At 64.7% G+C, this 17466-nt stretch carries 11 protein-coding genes; 3 read left to right on the forward strand and 8 right to left on the reverse strand.

The window, feature by feature from the left end:
- Positions 1–238: 238 nt before the first annotated feature.
- The gene (locus BFP89_RS06735; protein WP_065884748.1) at positions 239–2212 is read right to left on the reverse strand and encodes a sigma-54 interaction domain-containing protein; all 1974 of its coding nucleotides are present in this window, start codon (positions 2210–2212) and stop codon (positions 239–241) included.
- A 173-nt stretch (positions 2213–2385) separates the two neighbouring features.
- On the opposite strand from BFP89_RS06735, the gene BFP89_RS06740 reads away from it, so the two are divergent.
- Genes BFP89_RS06740 through BFP89_RS06750 form a run of 3 tightly spaced genes read left to right on the forward strand, consistent with a single transcriptional unit; the run spans position 2386 to position 5111 of the window.
- Entirely contained in the window at positions 2386–3390 is a 1005-nt protein-coding gene (locus BFP89_RS06740) for a Gfo/Idh/MocA family oxidoreductase (protein ID WP_065884749.1), read from the forward strand.
- 29 nt (positions 3391–3419) lie between these two features.
- Positions 3420–4166, forward strand: a complete 747-nt coding sequence (locus BFP89_RS06745) for a TIM barrel protein (protein WP_065884785.1) — start codon at positions 3420–3422, stop codon at positions 4164–4166.
- An 18-nt stretch (positions 4167–4184) separates the two neighbouring features.
- Positions 4185–5111 carry a sugar ABC transporter substrate-binding protein gene (locus BFP89_RS06750; protein WP_065884750.1) on the forward strand — a complete coding sequence of 309 codons (927 nt, stop codon included), beginning with the start codon at positions 4185–4187 and terminating at the stop codon, positions 5109–5111.
- 714 nt (positions 5112–5825) lie between these two features.
- Here BFP89_RS06750 and glsB read toward each other — a convergent pair.
- The 7 genes from glsB to lexA all read right to left on the reverse strand — a co-directional run bounded on the left by glsB (position 5826) and on the right by lexA (position 17263).
- Entirely contained in the window at positions 5826–6734 is a 909-nt protein-coding gene (gene glsB / locus BFP89_RS06755; protein WP_065884751.1) for a glutaminase B, read from the reverse strand.
- Positions 6735–7071: 337 nt separating this feature from the next.
- On the reverse strand, positions 7072–9591 hold the full coding sequence (gene uvrA / locus BFP89_RS06760) for an excinuclease ABC subunit UvrA (protein ID WP_065884752.1): 2520 nt from the start codon (positions 9589–9591) through the stop codon (positions 7072–7074).
- Positions 9588–11300 carry an ATP-binding protein gene (locus tag BFP89_RS06765; protein ID WP_065884753.1) on the reverse strand — a complete coding sequence of 571 codons (1713 nt, stop codon included), beginning with the start codon at positions 11298–11300 and terminating at the stop codon, positions 9588–9590. Before BFP89_RS06765 ends, uvrA begins: the two co-directional genes overlap by 4 nt.
- A 100-nt stretch (positions 11301–11400) precedes the next feature.
- Positions 11401–14472: an error-prone DNA polymerase gene (locus tag BFP89_RS06770; RefSeq protein WP_065884754.1), complete on the reverse strand. Its 3072-nt coding sequence runs from the start codon at positions 14470–14472 to the stop codon at positions 11401–11403.
- Positions 14473–14608: 136 nt separating this feature from the next.
- Complete coding sequence (locus tag BFP89_RS06775; protein WP_065884755.1) at positions 14609–16024, reverse strand: Y-family DNA polymerase; 1416 nt, start codon at positions 16022–16024, stop codon at positions 14609–14611.
- Positions 16025–16031: 7 nt separating this feature from the next.
- The gene (gene imuA / locus BFP89_RS06780) at positions 16032–16646 is read right to left on the reverse strand and encodes a translesion DNA synthesis-associated protein ImuA (protein WP_065884756.1); all 615 of its coding nucleotides are present in this window, start codon (positions 16644–16646) and stop codon (positions 16032–16034) included.
- Positions 16646–17263 carry a transcriptional repressor LexA gene (lexA, locus tag BFP89_RS06785; RefSeq protein WP_065884757.1) on the reverse strand — a complete coding sequence of 206 codons (618 nt, stop codon included), beginning with the start codon at positions 17261–17263 and terminating at the stop codon, positions 16646–16648. Before lexA ends, imuA begins: the two co-directional genes overlap by 1 nt.
- Positions 17264–17466 lie beyond the last annotated feature (203 nt).

Below are 17466 nucleotides of genomic sequence, written 5' to 3' on the forward strand. Positions count from 1 at the left end.
CCAGTGCGGCTAACCCGGCGTCCTGCCGGGTTACCCACGGATTCAAGCCTGCGTTCGGCCAGCGTGGTTTAACGGGGCGCCTGAGATCAAAAGCGAAAGCGCGGCGGCCTTAGAGCCGACCGGTATCTTTTGCCGATCCGCGATCCAAATGTGGGAGGGGGCTTGCCCCCGATGAGGGAGAGTCAGTAAGTACATCAGTGACTGACACATCGCCATCGGGGGCAAGCCCCCTCCCCCATTAGTAACCGCCCACCGGCCTGCGAAAATCCCCGGCATTCAACCCGAACCGAGTCATCTTGTTGTACAGCCCGCCCCGGGATACGTTCAACTGCCGGGCGGCCAGGCGGATATTGCCGCCGGTGCTTTTGAGCGCGGCGACGATGGCATGCATTTCGTGGCTGCTCAGGTCCTGGGTGGGTTGCGGCGCATAGCCCTGGGCCAGCGCACGAGGCTTGCTGTCCAACGGCAAGTCCCCCGGCTGGATCAACTCGCCCATGGCCAGGTTGGTCGCCCGTTCGATGGCGTTTTCCAGCTCGCGCACGTTGCCCGGCCAGGCATGGGCGCAAAGCAGGGCCAGCGCGTCCGGCGCGAAGCCCTGCACCGTTTTACGCAACGAGCGCGCGCAGCGCTTGAGGAAGTGCCGCGCCAGCAGCGGGATGTCTTCGCGGCGCATCCGCAGCGGCGGCACCGTCAGGTTCAGCACATTCAGGCGGTAATAAAGATCTTCGCGAAACGCGCCGTCGGCCACTGCCTGGCTGAGATTGCGGTGGGTGGCGGCGATGATGCGCACATCCACCTGGCGTGCGCTTTTTGCGCCGACCCGCGCGACTTCACCTTCCTGCAACACCCGCAACAGACTGACCTGGGCGTCGAAGGACATGTCGCCAATCTCATCCAGGAAAATGGTGCCGCCATCGGCCAGCTCGAACTTGCCCGCCGAGCCGCCACGGGCCGAACCGGTGAACGCGCCCTCGACATGCCCGAACAGTTCACTCTGCACCAGGTCCCGTGGAATCGCACCGCAGTTGACCGCCACGAACGGGCCGTGGCAACGCTCGCTGGCGTTATGGATAGCCTGTGCGAACAACTCCTTGCCGGTGCCGCTTTCCCCGAGAATCAGCGTGGTGGAATCACTGCGGCTGGCGATGCGCCCCAGGTGCAGCGCATCCTGGATCGCACGCGAGGTGCCCTGGATGGTGTCGAAGGTATACCGCGCCTGGGTGCCGACAATGCGCCGGGTAATTTCACGGATGCGCCGGTTTTCGCGCAGCGACACGATCACCCCGCCCTGCTCCAGTGGGCACACCGAGACCAGGCAGGCGAGTTGGCTGCGGTCATGCAGGTGGAATGTGCAATCCAGGTCGCGCACAGCCTCACCCAGCACCTCGCTCAATTCACTGCGGCCCAGGCGCTGGAAGGGACTGCCAATCAGCTCCAGCCCCACCCCGAACAGCTGGCGGGCATAGCGGTTGAGCGCCTTGATGCAGCCGCGTTCATCCACCACCACGAGGCCTTCGTTGAGCACTTCGAGCACGGTTTGCTGTTCCTCCAGCAACGCCTGCAGCGCCATTTGCCGCGACACGGCTTCAGCGGCCGCCTGCACGGTGCCCAGGGTATGAAAGTGAAACCAGCCGGGTTCGGCGGTGAGCGTCAGCACGGCCAGGGTCTGGCCCTGGGCGTTCTTGATCGGCGCGGCGGCGCAGTGCATGCGGCGTTGACGCAGGCCGACCGCGAAGTTTTCTTCGGCCAGCACATACACCAGATGATCTTCAGCCAGCGCCAGGCCGGTGCAGTTGGTGCCCTGCACCGATTCGAGCAGGCGACTGCCCACGGGGGTGATATCCAACCCGCAGAAATGCAAGGTGGTGCCCTCCGCATCGGTGAGGTTGATATGCCCGCGCGGGTTGTACGCCAGCAAGCCTTGCATGACTTGCGCGGCGGCGTCGATCAGCACGCGGTGGCTGGCCAGCGTGGCCGTCAGACGGTCGGCGGCGACGAAGCGGTACGCGCTGTCGGCCGGATCAATGCCCGCTTCGACGCTGCGCCACCAGGAATCCCAGATCGTTCGACGTACCTCGCGCGGGCGTTGCACCTGGCCGCGCAGACAGGCCTGCCACGCCTGTTCCAAAGCGGCGACCGGGCCATCGTTCAGCGCGGCGGGGCCCAACGCCGTCAGGTAATCGAGGTCTTGCGCACTGATCGCCAGGCTCATAAGCGGAGTTCCATGTTCATGTTTTCGACATGTCAGCATAGACATGTCATTTAAATGAACACTATATTTTTAAAAATCCATAAATATCAGCCAGTTATATTCTGGCACAGCCTTTGCTCTTGCCCCTTTGCCCACAGGATTGTCCTGAGGCCAACAATAAAAAGGGGTCATACATGAATACCAAACGCATCCGCCTGGGCTTGATCGGTGCCGGTCGCATGGGCAGCTTCCACGGCCTGACGGCCGCCCTCCACATCCCCGGCGCCTGCCTGGCCGCGATCGCCGACCCGACCCCAGGGCAAGCCGCGCGTCTGGCGGCGGAGCTGGGTGTGGACAAGGTATACACCGACCCACAGCAACTGCTCGACGACCCGGACATCGACGGCATCCTCATCGCCGCCCCCGCCCGCAGCCATGCCGAACTGGTGATCAGCGCCGCCCGCGCCGGCAAGGGGATTTTCTGCGAGAAACCCATGGCCATCACCCTCGATGAAGCCGACCGCGCCATCGCCGCCGCGGCCGATGCCCGTGTGACCCTGCAAGTCGGCTTCAACCGGCGCTTCGCCAAGAGCTTTCGCAGCGCTCACCTGGATGTGGCCGCAGGACGCATCGGCACCCCGCAGTTGCTGCGCTCACTGACCCGCGACCCGGCGCTGAACAACCCTGGCGCCTCACCGCAATGGGTGATTTTCCTGGAAACCCTGATCCACGACTTCGACACCCTGCGCTACCTCAACCCCGGTGCCGAAGCGGTGCAGGTGCAGGTGATGGCCGACGCGCTGATCGCCCCGGCATACAAAAGCAAAGGCTTGCTCGACACCGCCGTGGTCACGATCCGCTTCGATAACGGCGCGATTGCCACCGCCGAAGCCAGCTTCCAGGCGGTGTATGGCTACGACGTACGCGGTGAAGTGTTCGGCAGTGCCGGCATGCTGACCATGGGCGGCGTGCAGGCATCCGACCTGGTGCGCTACCAGGCCCAAGGCATCCAGGCCGACACCCAACGCCTGGACACCGACCTGTTGCGCGACGCCTACATCGCCGAGCTCAACCACTTTGTCGACTGCCTGCGCAGCGGCGCCAAACCCCTGGCCAGCGGTGAAGATGCCCGCGCCGCCCTGGCGATTGCGCGCGCGTGTATCGAGTCCTGCGAGCAAGGCACGGCGGTGAGCCTGTGATCCCGTTCAAGCTGGCGGTCAGTGCAGAGATGGTGTTCCTGGACCTGCCGTTCGTGGAGCGGGTCAAACGCATTCATGCACTCGGTTTCAGCGCCGAAATCTGGAGTTGGACAGACAAGGACATCAACGCCCTGGCCGCGACAGGCGCGGACTTCACCTCGATGACCGGCTACATCAGCGGCACGCTCACCGACCCTGACGGTATCCGCCACTTGCTCGACAGCGCCCGTGAATCCCTGGGCATTGCCGAGCGCCTCAACTGCCCCAGCCTCAATCTGCACGGCACCGGCCTGGGTGACGGCGGCCTGCCGGTGCAGCCCGTCAGCCACACCTCCGGGCGCATGTGGCTGAGCGCCTGCAAGACCCTGGAAAAGATCGCACGCCTGGGCGAGGACGCCGGCCGTGTGTTCCTGCTGGAAAACCTCAACACCGAGCTGGACCACCCCGGCACCCCGTTCGCCCGTGCCGACGACACCCTGGCCCTGATCGAAGCGGTGGGCAGCGCGCATTTGAAGATGAACCTGGACCTGTACCACGCGCAGATCGGCGAAGGCAACCTGATCGAACTGATCCAGCGCGCAGGCCCCGCCATCGGAGAAATCCAGGTGGCCGACGTGCCCGGACGCCAGGAGCCCGGCACCGGCGAGATCCACTACCCGGGGATTGCCAGGGCGCTGCATGCCATGGGCTACAGCGGCGTGGTCGGCCTGGAAGGCTGGGCCAGCGGCGACAGCGACAGGGCCCTGGAGCGTTTCCGCCAGGCGTTCACCCTATAACAACAAGAGGAACACCTTATGCATCGCTATTCATTGATCGTGGCCACACTGTTACTGCTGTTGAGCCAATCAAGCTTTGCCGCGTATCGCATCGGCGTGAGCATCGCGCGGGTCGACGATAACTTCATGACCTACGTGCGCACCGGCCTTGAAGCGGCCGCCACGCAACAGGACGTGCAGATCCAGTTCGAGGACGCCCAGGGCGACGTGGTGCGCCAGCTCAATCAGGTCGAAGGCTTCCTCAACCAGAACGTCGACGCGGTGATCGTACTGCCGGTGGACACCGCCGCCACCGCCAACATCACCCGCGCCGCCGTCGCCAGCAACACCCCACTGGTGTACGTCAACCGTCACCCGGATGAACGCACATTGCCCAAGGGTGTGGTCACCGTGGCGTCCAACGACATTGAGGCCGGGCAATTGCAGATGCGCTATCTCGCGGAAAAACTCGGCGGCAAGGGCAGCGTGGCGATCATCATGGGCGACCTGGCGCAAAACGCCACCCGCGACCGCACTGAAGGCGCCAGGCAGGTGCTCAAGGAATTTCCGGGCATCAGGATCGTTGAGCAGCAAAGCGCCGAATGGCAACGCAGCAAGGCCATGGACCTGACCAGCAACTGGTTGCTGGCGGGCACCCAGTTCGACGCGATCGTGGCCAACAACGATGAAATGGCGATTGGCGCGGCCATGGCGTTACAGCAGGCGGGCAAGGCCAAGGGCGAAGTGGCGATTGTGGGGATCGACGGCCTCCCCGATGGACTGGCGGCGATCCGGCGCGGCGTGCTCAGCGCATCGGTGTTCCAGGACCCCAAAGCCCAGGCGACCCAGGCCGTGCAGGCGGCAGTGCGGATGATCAAGGGCGAGCCGATTGAGTCGGAGGTGTGGGTGCCTTTCGAGCTGATCAAGCCCGAACAGGTGGCCGTCTTCGAGCAACGCTACAAATAAATCGAAGGCAAGCCCCCTCCCACACAAACAACGTATCCACGACCCGATGCGAAGCGAGCCGCTCTTGATCTTGATCTGGCTTCTGATCTTGATCTCAGGCGCCCCGTTAAACCACGCTGGCCGAACGCAGGCTTGAATCCGTGGGTAACCCGGCAGGACGCCGGGTTAGCCGCACTGGGCCATGGATGGCCCATTGCGGCGGCCCACGGATTCAAGCCGGAGAGAGGGCACACCGAGCCCAGGCGAGGTGCCGAGTGGTGGGGCAGAGCGTTTTGCTTACTTTTGCGCTTTTCAAAAGTGAGCCGCTGTAAAAGCGGAACCATTAGCAGCCGTTACCGCAGAAACGGATATGTACTCAACCCAATCCAACATCCCGGCCAGCCCCGAGGCCGCCATCGGGGGCAAGCCCCCTCCCACATTTTGGCCAGGATCGACAAAAAATCCCGGTCGGCTCCAAGGCCGCCGCGCTTTTGCTTTTGATCCCAGGCGCCCCGTTAAACCACGCTGGCCGAACGCAGGCGAGGTGCCGAGTGGTGGGGCAAGAGCGTTTTGCTTACTTTTGCGCTTTTCAAAAGTGAGCCGCTGTAAAAGCGGAACCATTAGCAGCCGTTACCGCAGAAACGGATATGTACTCAGTCTGATCCAACATCCCGGCCAGCCCCGAGGCCGCCATCGGGGGCAAGCCCCCTCCCACAGTTTGGTCTGGTGACAGGCTTAGAACACCGACCACCCAATCCGCTCACTCAACAACTCCAACGCCTTGATCCCCGCCAGCGAGTTCCCCGCCGCGTTCAACTCCGGCGACCACACGCACACGGTAAACTGCCCCGGCACCACCGCGACAATCCCGCCGCCTACCCCGCTCTTGCCCGGCAACCCTACGCGATAAGCAAAATTGCCCGCCTCGTCATACAGCCCGCTGGTGGCCATGATCGAGTTGACTTGTTTGGTCTGGCGCGCGGTCAGGATCTGCTCGCCACTGTGGGCGCTCACACCTTCGTTGGCCAGGAAGCTGAACGCCCGGGCCAGGTCCAGGCAGCTCATCTGCAAGGCGCAGTAGTTGAAGTAACTGTGCAGCACCGCGTCCACATCGTTATGAAAGTTGCCGAAGGCTTTCATCAGGTAGGCCATGGCCGCATTACGCGCACCATGCCGGGCTTCGGATTCGGCGACCACGCTATCGACCAGGATCTGCGGATTGCCCGACAGCCGCCGCACAAAGTCGCGCATCGACAGAATCGGCACGGCGAAACGCGACTGGTTGATGTCGCAGATCACCAGCGCGCCGGCGTTGATAAAAGGATTGCGCGGTCGGCCGCGTTCGAATTCCAGTTGCACCATGGAGTTGAACGGTTGCCCCGACGGTTCATGGCCCAGGCGCTCCCAGATACTTTCGCCGCCGTGGTCAATGGCCTGCACCAGGCTGAACACCTTGGAAATGCTCTGCACCGAAAACAGCGTGTCGGCGTCGCCCGCGCAATAGGCCGCGCCGTCGTTGCCGTATACCGCGATGCCAAGCTGGTTGGCGGGTACGTCGGCCAGGGCGGGAATGTAATCGGCGACTTTGCCGAGGCCGATCAGAGGCCGCACTTCGTCAAGGATCGACTCCAGCAGCGCCTGCATGTCTTGTCCTGTCATCTTCTCTGGATCAGTGGTGAACGAGGCGCGCAGGATACTTCACTGGGCACTAAAGCCCCACACAATCTCCACCATCCGCCCGGCGACCACCACATAGATTTGGATCAGCAACACACGATGCGAAGCGAGCCGCTCTTGATCTGGCTTTTGATCTTGATCTCAGGCGCCCCGTCAAACCACGCTGGCCGAACGCAGGCTTGAATCCGTGGGTAACCCGGCAGGACGCCGGGTTAGCCCCAAGGCCGCCATCGGGGGCAAGCCCCCTCCCACATTCGTCTGCATTTCAACACGGGGAAGGGGCGACCCTCCCACATTGAGCCGACTAGACAAGCTCACGCGCCAGGAATGGCGCCGTGCGGCTGTCCTTGCTGCGGGCGACGGCCTGCGGCGTACCACTGGCAACCACCTTCCCGCCCGCATTGCCGGCGCCGGGGCCGATGTCGATCACCCAGTCGCTCTGCGCCACCACGCGCATTTCATGCTCGACCACCACCACCGTATGCCCCGCTTCCACCAATTGATTGAGCTGGCTGAGCAAGCGGTCGACATCCCTGGGATGCAGCCCGGTGGTCGGTTCGTCCAGCACGTACAAGGTGGCGCCCCGCGCCGTGCGTTGCAGCTCGGTGGCCAGCTTGATGCGCTGCGCTTCACCGCCCGACAACTCGGTGGCCGGCTGGCCCAGGCGCAGATAGCCCAGGCCGATATCGCGCAGCACCTGCAGGGCGCGCAATACGCCGGGCTGTTCGGCAAACACCTCGACTGCTTCCTCCACGGTCAAGCCCAGCACTTGGGCGATACTCAAGCCTTGCCATTTGACCGCCAGGGTCTCGGGGTTGTAACGCGCCCCATGGCAGGTCGGGCATGGCGCATACACGCTGGGCATGAACAGCAACTCGACGCTGACAAACCCCTCGCCTTCGCAGTTCGGGCATCGGCCCTTGGCGACGTTGAAGGAAAATTGCCCCGCGTCGTAACCGCGCTTCTTCGCCGCCGGGGTGGCGGCGAACAGTTTGCGCACGTTGTCGAACAGCCCGGTATAGGTCGCAAGATTGGAACGCGGCGTACGGCCGATGGGCTTCTGGTCCACCTGCACCAGACGCCGGATCTGCTCCAGCCCGGCGCTGATGCGTCCTTCGCTGGCGATAGGCGCAGCGTCTTCCAGGCTGGGCTCGTCGGTGCTTTCCAGCACGCGCCCGAGGCCACTGCTGACCAGTTCCAACAGCGCCTGACTGACCAGGCTGGATTTGCCCGAACCGGAAATCCCGGTCACCGCCGTGAAGCAGCCCAGCGGGAAATCCACGGCAAGGTTCTTCAGGTTGTTGCGCGTCACCCCTTGCAGCTTCAGCCAGCCACGGGGTTCCCGCCGCGTGGGATTCAAGGCCCGCGGCTCGGCAAACAGGTAGTCACGGGTCTGCGACGCGGCGACATCCGCCAACCCCGCAGGCGGGCCGCTGTACAGGACTTGCCCGCCGTGCTCGCCGGCGGCCGGGCCGACATCGATCAACCAGTCGGCGCGGCGCATGGTTTCCAGGTCATGCTCCACCACAAACAGCGAATTGCCGGCCGCTTTCAAACGCGCCAGCGCGCTGAACAAGGCTTCGCCATCCGCCGGATGCAGGCCCGCCGAAGGCTCGTCCAGCACGTAGATCACTCCGAACAATTGCGAGCCCAACTGCGTGGCCAGGCGCAAGCGCTGCAACTCCCCGGACGACAGCGTCGGCGTGCTGCGCTCCAGGGACAGATAGCCCAGGCCCAGCTCGATCAAGGTCGTGACCCGTTCGAGCAGATCCTCGGCGATGCGCTGGGCCGCCAGGCGTTTTTCCACCGACAGCTTCATCTTGTCCTGCCCCGCCGCCACCGGCCGCAGCAGCTCGGCCAGGCGGGTCAGGGACAGTTGCGACAGCTCACCGATATCCACCCCGGCAAACTTCACCGACAACGCCGCCCGGGTCAGCCGCTTGCCCTCGCACAACGGGCAGGCACTGCCTTGCATGAACTGCGACACGCGCTTTTTCATCAGCGCGCTTTGGGTCTGCGCGAAGGTGTGCAGGATGTAGCGCCGCGCACCGCTGAAAGTGCCCTGGTAACTGGGCTCCAGCTTGCGTTTCAAGGCATCGCGGGTCTGCGCCGGGGTGAAGCCGGCGTACACCGGTACGGTGGGGGTTTCTTCGGTGAACAGGATCCAGTCGCGCTGTTTTTTCGGCAGGTCGCGCCACGGGATATCCACGTCGTACCCCAGGGTTACGAGGATGTCCCGCAGGTTCTGGCCCTGCCATGCCAGCGGCCAGGCCGCCACCGCGCGCTGGCGGATGGTCAGGGACGGGTCGGGCACCATCAGCGCTTCGGTCACTTCATACACGCGGCCCAGGCCATGGCATTGCGGGCACGCGCCCTGGGGCAGGTTCGGCGAAAAGTCCTCGGCGTACAGCATCGCCTGCCCCGGCGGGTAACGGCCGGCGCGGGAATACAGCATGCGGATCAGGCTCGACAAGGTGGTCACGCTGCCCACCGAGGACCGCGCACTCGGTGTGCCACGCTGTTGTTGCAGGGCCACGGCGGGCGGCAAGCCTTCGATACTGTCGACATCCGGCACGCCGACCTGGTCGATCAGGCGTCGCGCATAGGGCGCCACCGATTCGAAATAGCGGCGCTGGGCCTCGGCATACACGGTGGAAAACGCCAGGGACGACTTGCCGGAACCGGACACGCCGGTAAACACCACCAGGGCATCGCGGGGAATATCCACGTCGACGTTACGCAAGTTGTGTTCGCGAGCGCCGCGCACCCGCACGAAGCCGGTGTGCTGGACGGTCGGTGGAGGAATGTTGCGCTGTGAAGTCATGAACAACCTTGTCTGGCGGTGAGAACGCTGCGTACCCGTTGCGTCAGGGCGTCGGGACTGTAGGGTTTGCTCAACAGATTAATGTCGGCGCTCAGCAGATGATTGGAGGAAAGAATGTCGCGGGTGTGGCCGGAGGTGAACAGCACCGGAATCGGCGGCACCTGCTCACGCGCCCAGTTGGCCAGGTCGATGCTCTTGATGCGGCCGGGCATCACCACATCGGTAAAGATCAGTTCCGGTTGCAGGCCGGACTGCAGCTTGGCCATGGCCTGATCGCCGTCTTCGGCCGTCAGCACCGTGTAGCCCGACTGCTTGAGCAGCTCCACCACGGTCAGGCGCACGCCTTCGTTGTCCTCCACCACCAGAATGGTTTCCTGGCCGGTGCAAGGGCTCTCCAGGTCAATGTCCGGCTCGACATGTTCCGGTTCCAGGCTGCGCGGGAAATACATCTGCACCACCGAGCCTTTGTTCTCCTCGCTCCAGATGTCGACATGCCCACCGCTTTGGCGGACAAAACCAAACACCATGCTTAGCCCGAGGCCCGTGCCCTGCCCTTCGCGCTTGGTGGTGAAAAACGGTTCGAACGCACGCTTGAGTACCGTCGACGGCATGCCCACGCCGGTGTCGGTGACCGCCAGGCGCACATACTCGCCGGGCTTGATGCTTTTGCCCGCGCATTCGGCCGGGTTGAGAATGATGTTTTCGCCGGTGATACGAATCACGCCTTCGCCTTGCATGGCATCGCGGGCATTGATCGCCAGGTTGAGCAGCGCGTTTTCCAGCTGGTTGCGGTCGACGTTGATGCACCAGGAATCCTGGGGCAACTGCACGTCGATATGAATGGTTTCGCCCAGCGCGCGTTGCAGCAGTTCACCCAGGCCTGCGTAGATACGTTGCGGGTTGTACACCGCCGGCGACAACGGCTGACGCCGGGCAAACGCCAGCAATTGCGAGGACAAGGTGGCCCCGCGCTCCACGGCGGCAATCGCGGCGGAAACGCGCCGCTGCACTTGCGCGTTGTCCGGTTCATGGCGCGCCAGCAGGTGCAGGTTGCCGGCGATCACTTGCAACAGGTTGTTGAAGTCGTGGGCCACGCCGCCGGTCAGGCCGCCAATCGCTTCCAGCTTCTGCGACTGGCGCAACTGCTCCTCGGCGGCGGAACGCGCCTGCACTTCGGCCGCTACACGCTGCTCCAGATTATGGGTCAGCTCCTGGCGCACCCGCTCGGACTTGACCAGTTCAGTGGTCTCGACCACGATCGCCAGCACCCCGGCCGGTTGCTGGTCATCTCCGGCCACCGGGCTGTAGTAGAGGTCCAGCCACAAGGTTTCCGGCCTGCCATGGCGCGACAACACCAGTTCCTTGTTGTTGAACGACAAGGTGCCCCCAGCCAGGCAGGTGTCCACCACATGCCGGTTGAACTCGGCCACTTCCGGCCAGCCCAGCTCCACCGGCGTGCCCAGCAGGTACGGATGACGACCCCCGGCGAACACCGAGTAGCTGTCGTTGTAGATCATGTAACCGGCGCGCCCCCATAGCATCACCATCGGCACGGGCGAAGCGAGCATCATCTGCACGGTGCAGGCCAGGCTGGTGGACCAGCGATCGATCGGGCCGAGATCGGTGCCTGACCAGTCAAACGCGCGAATTCTCTGGGCCATTTCACCGGCCCAGCCTTCACAGCCGTGGGAGTTGGATAAAAATTGCATGATCGGGCTCTGGGCAATGACAAGGCTGTTGCAACTTTTGGAGCGCGGCGGCGGTAGATGGTTTCATCTTGTCGAACTTGAGCTGAATAAACCACTGGCCTCAGTGAAAATCCCGGCTGCGCACCACCATGCCATCGAGCAGCGGCGACAGGTCGGTCAGGCGCCCGGCGATCAAATGCCGCACCTCGCCCACCGCCTCCCAGCGCCCGTCCACCTTGAGCAGTCGCGAGCCGACCAGGGCCTTGCGCTGACGTTCGGCCAGGTCGCGCCAGACCACCACATTGAGGTTGCCGAACTCATCTTCCAGGGTGACAAAGGTCACACCGCTGGCGGTGCCGGGACGCTGGCGCCCGGTGACCAGCCCGGCCACGCTCACATTACGCCCATGCTCCACGCTCAGCAGTTCCTGGGAACTGCGGCAGCGGCGCTTGCGCAGTTCCGCGCGCAGCAGCGTCAAAGGGTGCGGCCCCAGGGTGGTGCCGAGCGTGGCGTAATCGGCGTGCAAGTCCTCGCCCACCGTGGGTTGAGGCAATGCTACATCGGCTTCATCGGGGCTCGGCAGCCCGGCAAACAGGCCCAGCTGGGTCTGCACACCGGCCACCTCCCAGCGGGCCTGATGCCGGTTACCGGCCAATCCGCGCAAGGCGCCGGCATCGGCCAGCAAGGCTTGGGCACGCGCATCCAGGCCGGCGCGGGCGTCGAGGTCGGCGATGTCGCTGAACGCCCGGCGCTGGCGCACGGCCTCCAGGCGCCGCCCATCGTCTTCGCGAAAGCCCGAGATCATGCGCAGCCCCAGGCGAATCGCCGGTTGCGCGCCGTCGATGGGTTCCAGGCTGCAATCCCAGTCGCTGGCCTGCACGTCCACCGGGCGGATCTGCAGGCGATGACGGCGCGCGTCCTGCAGGATCTGGTCCGGGCTGTAGAAACCCATTGGCCAGCTGTTGATCAGCGCGCAGGCGAAAGCCGCCGGCTCATGGCATTTGAGCCAGCAACTGGCGTAGGTCAGCAAGGCAAAACTGGCCGCGTGGGACTCGGGAAAACCATAGCTGCCAAAGCCTTTGATCTGCTCGAAAATTTGCGCGGCGAAGGCTTCGGTGTAGCCGTTCTTGAGCATGCCGTCGCGCAGCCGCTGCTGGTGCGGTTCCAGGCCGCCGTGACGTTTCCAGGCGGCCATGGAGCGGCGCAACTGATCGGCCTCGCCGGGGCTGTAGTCGGCGGCGACCATGGCGATCTGCATCACTTGTTCCTGGAACAACGGGATGCCCAGAGTGCGTTTCAATACCACTTCCAATTCAGGCGATGGATAGGTTTCCTCTTCCTCTTTATTCCTGCGCCGCAAATACGGATGCACCATGCCGCCCTGGATCGGCCCCGGCCGCACGATGGCGACTTCGATCACCAGGTCGTAGAAGGTTTGCGGCTTGAGCCTGGGCAACATCGACATCTGCGCCCGCGATTCGATCTGGAAAACGCCGATGGTGTCGGCCTTGCTGATCATCGCGTAGGTGGCCGGGTCTTCCTTGGGAATAGTTGCCAGGCTCCAATCCTGGTGGCGATGGCGGCGCAGCAAATCGAAGCAGCGCCGGATCGCGCTGAGCATGCCCAGGGCGAGGATATCCACCTTGAGCAGGCCGACGGCGTCGAGGTCGTCCTTGTCCCACTGGATGATGGTGCGCTCGGCCATGGCGGCGTTCTCCACCGGCACCAGGGTGTCCAGCGGGTATTCGGAAATCACGAAGCCGCCGGGGTGCTGGGACAAATGCCGGGGAAAGCCGATTAACTGCCGGGTCAGGGTCAATACGCGGCGCAGCAGCGGGCTGTCCGGGTCGAAACCGCTTTCGCGCAGGCGCTCCAATGGCGGCGCGTCGTCGCTCCAGCGCCCGCAGCAGTCGGCCAATGCGTTGACCTGGTCCGGCGGCAGCCCGAGGGCCTTGGCCACATCGCGCACCGCGCCGGTCGCGTGGTAACTGCTGACCACCGCCGTCAACGCTGCACGCGTGCGGCCATAGCGCTGGAAGACGTATTGCAGCACTTCCTCGCGGCGCTCGTGTTCAAAATCCACGTCGATATCCGGCGGCTCGTTGCGCTCCCTGGACAGGAAACGTTCGAACAGCACGTTGCTCAGGCTCGGGTTGATCTCGGTGATGCCCAGGGCAAAACACACCGCCGAGTTGGCCGCCGAACCGCGGCCCTGGCACAGGATCGAACGGCTGCGGGCAAAGCGCACGATGTCGTGCACGGTAAGGAAGTAACTTTCGTAGCCCAGCTCGCTGATCAGCGCCAGTTCCTTGTCGATCTGCTCCAGGGTCTTGGGGTCGATGCCTTCGGGCCAGCGCAGGGCAATGCCCTCTTGGGTGAGGGTGCGCAGCCAGGATTCGGCATCATGGCCTGCGGGAACCAGCTCACGCGGGTAGTGATAGCGCAACTGGCCAAGGTCGAAGGTACAGCGCCGTGCGATGGCCAGGGTTTCATCGAGCAGGGCCTGGGGGTACAGCGCGGCCAGGGCATCGAGACTGCGCAGGTGCCGCTCGCCATTGGGGTGCAAGTGCAGGCCGGCTTCGGCCACCGGGAGGTGATGACGGATGGCGGTCATGGTGTCTTGCAGGGCACGGCGGCCGCGCGCATGCATGTGCACATCACCGCAGGCGACCGCCGGGATCTGCAGGCTGGCCGCCAGTTGCAGGCGTTGCTCCAGATGGCGCGCATCGTCTTGCCCGCAGTGCAGGTGCACCGCCAACCACAGGCGCTCGGCGAAGGTGCGGCGCAGCCACTGGATGCTGGCCTGGGTGTCGCTGTCCTGCGCTACCCACAACGCCAGCAGGCCGGGCAGCGGTTGCTCGAAGTCTTCCTGCAGCAGGCGGTAGCTGCCCTTTTCGGCGCGGCGTCGGGCCAGGGTGATCAAGCGGCACAGGTGCTGGTAACCGCTCAGGTTCTCCACCAGCAGCACCAGTGTCGGCCCGTTCTCGATGCGCACCTCACTGCCGATAATCAGTGGCAGCTCCAGCGCCTTGGCCGCCTGCCAGGCGCGCACGATGCCCGACAGCGTGCATTCGTCGGTAATCGCCAGGGCGCTGTAGCCTTGGCGTTTGGCGCGTTCGAACAACTCCAGCGCACTGGAGGCACCGCGCTGGAAGCTGAAGTTGGACAGGCAATGCAGCTCGGCGTAACTCATGCCTGCCCCGCCCCTGCAGGAGCGAGCTTGCTCGCGAAAAACCCAAGGGCACCGCATTCATTCTGGAACCCCGCGTTATCGTTAACCACCTTCGCGAGCAAGCTCGCTCCTACAGAGGGTGGCGACCTATGGGCTTTCATGCGAACCAGCCTTGCAACCACAATCCATCCTGTTGCCCCACCGTGCGGTAGGCCCAGCCTTGCTGGCCGGTGCGGGTCTGGATGAGGTAATAGTCGCGGCGGATATCGGCGCCGTCCCACCAGCCGGATTCGATGCGTTCCGGCCCCATCAGGATCTGTACGCCCTGCTCGGCCAGCAAGGTCGGCTGGTGCAATAACCAGCCAGGGCGCCGCACCTTGTTCAAGGTCGGGCATGGACGGGGGTCAACGGCGGTTTGCCAGGCGCATTCAGGGCGATGGTCGGCGTGAAAGCGCAGGCCCTGCACCGCTTCATCGCCCAGGCGTGCGCGCAGGCGTTCGCGCAATTGCTCCCAGGGCAGGGTCTGTTGCGGGCGGTCGTCGAACAGGTCCTGGCGCTGCGGCACGAACACCGGCAAGTCCTGGGCCACCAGGCGAAACCCGCGCACCGGTGCCGTGACTTGCACCTGTTCCAGGCGTCCACGGGCCAGTTCGAACAGCATCGAGGGCTCGCGCTCGGCACTCAGCAGGCCGACCTTGATCACACTGTCGGGCGCCTGGGCATGCTCCAGGTGCAGGTCGAAACGCTGCACGCCACTGTCACGCCCGCACAGGAAGGCGGACAAGTCAGCGGTCAGGCGGCGCAAGGGAAACAGCAAGGCCTGGTGGGATTGCACGTCGAAATTCAACTCGATGCGCACATCGAACCGGTCCGGCGGCTGATAGAAACACAGGGCCAATGGCCGCTGCCCGGTCAGGGCGTCGAGGTGCTTGAGCAGGCTGGCGTCAAAGCGCCGCGCCAGGGTATGCCGGGGCAGCGCCTGCACCTGGGCCAACGTGCGCAGGCCCATGCGCGACAAGGCGGTGGCGGCCTGTGGGTCAATCCCGGCGCGGTCGACCGGCAGCGGCGCCAGGGCCTGCATCAAGGCGCTGTCATCCGCCACCGCCAGGCCATCGTAACGATTAGCCAACACCCGCGCCGCCGCTGGATTGGGCGCGGCGACGATGCGGTGCCGAAAGCCCAGCTCGGTCAACTCCTGGCGCAAGCGCGCTTCGAACTGCGGCCAGGGCCCGAACAGGCCCAGGCTCGACTCGATCTCGAACAGCAAGGCACGCGGGTAATACACGCTGACCTGGGAACTGAAGCGGTAGGCCCAGGCGGCCAGAAATTGCTGGCAGCGCTCGATGTCCAGCGGGTCGTATTCAGCACAGGCAAAGGCCTTGGTCAGCGCATGCGCCGCCGTCAGCGACTGGCCGGGACGCAACCCCAGGGCACGGGCGGCGGCATTGACGGTTTGCAGCACGCGCCGCTGTGGCGTACCGGCCAGCAGTGCCAGCGGCTGATCGGGCTCGGGATGGGCACGCAGCACGGCGTCCAGCGCCAATTGCGGGAAAACAATACAGACCCAGCGCATGGCAACCTCAATGCCCCGCCAGGGCAATCGGCGCCGGGTGGGCCAGGCCGCCCCGGCATTTGAGCACGCGCACTTGTGCCGGCCTTGCCTCGACCGCCAGGCGCAAGGCGGCCGGCGATGGATTGATCGCCTCACTCAAGGAGCGCCAGGCAAACGCCAGGGTCTGCCCGGTTTCCGCCGCCACCTGCAAACGGCGCAAGGCCCGGTCATCGGCCTTGTGCGGCCAGCACAACACCGCGCCGCAACTGCCCGAGCGCAGGCATTGTTCCACCGCCCACAGCGCATCGCGCTCCTGGGCCTGGATCACCGCGAGCTGGCGCACATCCACCCCGGCGTTCTGCCAGGCGTGGGGGTACGGCGTGTAGGGCGGCGCCACCAGCACAATGCGCTCGCCCAGCGCCGACAAGCGCGCCAGGGTCGGCAGCACCAGTTGCAGTTCGCCCACGCCGTCCCGGGCCATCAGGATTTCACTCAAGGCCGCCTCCGGCCAGCCGCCGCTGGGCAGCACCGCGTCCAGCGCCGCCAGCCCCGTGGGATGCACACTGGCCGGTGGCGCGGCGGGCCGGCCCTTCCAGACTCGCCCGCCATTGAACAGCGAGTCCAGGGCAACCACGGCGCCCATCAGCCTTGCCTCACCAGGCCGCAGAACACCCCTTCGATAGCCAGGTCCTGATCGGCCCCGACCACGATAGGCTGATACGCCGGGTTGCGCGGCAGCAGGCGCACCTTGTCGCCCGTGCGCTCGAAACGCTTGATGGTAACTTCACCGTCCAGGCGCGCCACCACAATCTGCCCGTTCAAGGCCTCGGCACTGCGCCGCACGCCCACCAGGTCGCCATCGAGAATACCGTCCTCGATCATCGAATCGCCCTGCACACGCAGCAGGTAGTCCGGGCTTTTGGCGAAGGTGGCGGGGTCCAGTTGCAGGCGATTGTGCACTTCGGCATCCGCCCCGATGGGCAGGCCCGCGGCCACACGACCGAGCACCGGGATGTCCAGCCATTCCGGGCGCGGCGGTTGATTGAGCAGGCGAATACCACGGGCCTGGTTGGGGTTGACTTCGATAAAGCCGGCTTCGGTCAGGGCTACCACATGCTTGCGGGCGACGCTGCGCGAGGCAAAGCCGAACGCCTCGGCGATCTCGGCGAGGCTGGGGGGCTGGCCTTGCTGCGCGATGCGGTCGCGGATGAAGGTCAGGATGGCGGTACGGCGGGGGGTCAGGGTTGTCATGGAGTACATTTGTACTCCTGTGGGAAATTTCTGACAATAGCCGTCAGTCGGGGGTGGGCGTGGCCGGGATGTTGGGTTGGACCGGGTACATATCCGTTTCTGCGGTAACGGCTGCTATGGGTTCCGCTTTTACAGCGGGTCACTTTTGGAAAAGAGCCCCAAAAGTAACCAAAAGGGCTCTTGCCCCACCACTCGGCACCTCGCCCAGGCTC

Source organism: Pseudomonas sp. 31 R 17, assembly GCF_900004915.1.
Lineage (GTDB): Bacteria > Pseudomonadota > Gammaproteobacteria > Pseudomonadales > Pseudomonadaceae > Aquipseudomonas > Aquipseudomonas orientalis_A.